The organism is Paraburkholderia solitsugae, assembly GCF_013177695.1.
In the GTDB taxonomy this organism is placed as follows: Bacteria; Pseudomonadota; Gammaproteobacteria; order Burkholderiales; family Burkholderiaceae; genus Paraburkholderia; species Paraburkholderia solitsugae.
Window position 1 is genome coordinate 1 of record NZ_WOEY01000097.1, and the last position, 1,895, is coordinate 1,895.

The 1,895-nt window shown below is 64.5% G+C and carries 1 protein-coding gene and 2 pseudogenes; 2 read left to right on the forward strand and 1 reads right to left on the reverse strand.

The features are described from left to right. Nucleotides 1-140 (reverse strand): annotated as a pseudogene (locus GNZ12_RS44550) (YeiH family putative sulfate export transporter); the annotation flags it as partial. A gap of 120 nt (nucleotides 141-260) precedes the next feature. On the opposite strand from GNZ12_RS44550, the gene GNZ12_RS25125 reads away from it, so the two are divergent. Then, a complete protein-coding gene (locus GNZ12_RS25125) occupies nucleotides 261-1,172 on the forward strand; it encodes a LysR family transcriptional regulator (RefSeq protein WP_172314751.1) in 912 nt (303 codons plus the stop codon). 148 nt (nucleotides 1,173-1,320) lie between these two features. Then, nucleotides 1,321-1,895, forward strand: a pseudogene (locus GNZ12_RS25130) (sugar phosphate isomerase/epimerase); the annotation flags it as partial.

The following is a 1,895-nucleotide window of genomic DNA, read 5'->3' on the forward strand; positions in this document are numbered from 1 at the left end:
GCGATGGCCGGGATCGCCGCGATACGCGTCACGGCAGCGGCGAACAGCGCAACGAAGAGAATGCCGTTGAGCTGGCCGCGGGTGGATGACCCCGACGACCCGGCGGGTGTGGCAGAAGCAGTGAGATGAGCGGTGGACATGGCGTAGCGCCTTCCTATGACTGTTTTGATTCGATAGGGCTAATCCTAAATTAGATATATCGATATGAAAAATCGTGATTTAGAATGTAAAGTATCGGTTCCACGGATATTTCGACCGCCATGACCCCGGATCAACTTATAACGTTCGCCGCCGTCGCCGAGCATCGCAACATCAGCCGCGCGGCGGTTGCGCTGCATTTATCGCAGCCGGCCGTGTCCGGACAGTTGCGCCAGTTGCAGGACGAATTCGGCGAGCCGCTTTACCAGCGCGACGGCCGTGGCGTACGCCTCACGCCCGCTGGCGAGCAACTCGCCAGCTATGCCACCCGGCTGCGGGATACCTGGCGGCAGGCGCATGCGTATCGCGACGCCCTGCGCGGCCTCGAGCAAGGCACCTTGCGCATCGGCGCAAGCACCACCCCGGCGAGCTATCTGCTGCCGTACCTGATTGCCGACTTTCACCGCCGTCATCCCGACGTGACGTTGCATACCGCCGATGGCAACACCACGGAAATCGTCGGCGCGCTGGGCTCGGTGGATATCGCGATGATCGAAGGGCCGGTCGGCGTGGATCTGCCACCGGACACCGCGGTGCATGCGTGGCGCGAGGACGAGATTGTCGCGATCATGCCGCGTACGCATCCGTTGGCGCAGGCGAGCGGTGCGGACGGGGTAGGCAGCAATGGCGGGCGGGCAGACCTGGCAGCATTCGGCCCGTATCCGCTGGTGCTGCGCGAAGCCGGGTCGGGCGTGCGGCAGATCGTCGAGCGGGCCTTTGCGCGCGCGGGCGTGCCGATGCGTGTGGCGTTGGAGATTGCCGGCGTCGAAGGCGTCAAGGAGGCGGTGCGGGCGGGGATGGGCGTCGGTTTCGTGTCGGCGATGTCGATGCGGCATGAGGACGGGGCGCTGTGCCGGTTCTCATTGAGCCCCGAGCCGCTGACGCGGCGGCTGTCGATTCTGGTGCCCCACGCGAGTGCGCCATCGCGGGTGGTCGAGCAGTTCCTCGCGTTGTGTCTGGCCGATGGGCCCTGATCACGTTTGCCAGGGGATTTCCACTATGGTGCGAGACGGCTGGCTCGGCGCACTATTCGGTCATTCAAGCGCCTCGGCGCTTTTTTTCGAAACGTGTTTGGAACCGGTTCCAAACGCCGATCATGAGACTGGTTTGAGTAAATTCGACATGACTGACGCAGTGGGCACAGTGGACGTGGTGATCGTCGCAAGCGCCTTCGGGATGGACGCGGTTCGCAAGGGCGGTCATCTGAGATGGGCCGACACGAGCAAACAGGCGGGCGCGGCGGCGTTCGAAGTGCGCCGCGAACTATTCGCGGACGAAACCGATGCCGCGCCGCAGGCATTGCGCGAACTCGGCAAGTCGATCGCCGAACTGGGTTTGTGGTCGGTGTATTCGACTCCCGCTTCGCTGTACACCTCCGACGGACACCTCGACGCCGACGCACTGCGTCTCGCGCTCGACGAAGCGACGTCGTTCGGCGCGCGCTTCGTGAAGCTGCAACTCGGTGGTTTCGCCTCGGAGGCCAACGGCGCAGCGATTGCGGACCACCTGCGCGGCGCGAACGTGCGGCTTGTCGTTGAAAACGGCCAACTGGCCGAAGGCGGCTCGCTTGCGCAATTCACCGGTCTGTTCGATGCGCTGAAGCGCGAAGGTCACGCCGATCTGCTCGGCATGACCTTCGACATCGGCAACTGGGCATGGCGCGATGTCGCGCCGCTCGACGCTGCCGGGCCGCTGGC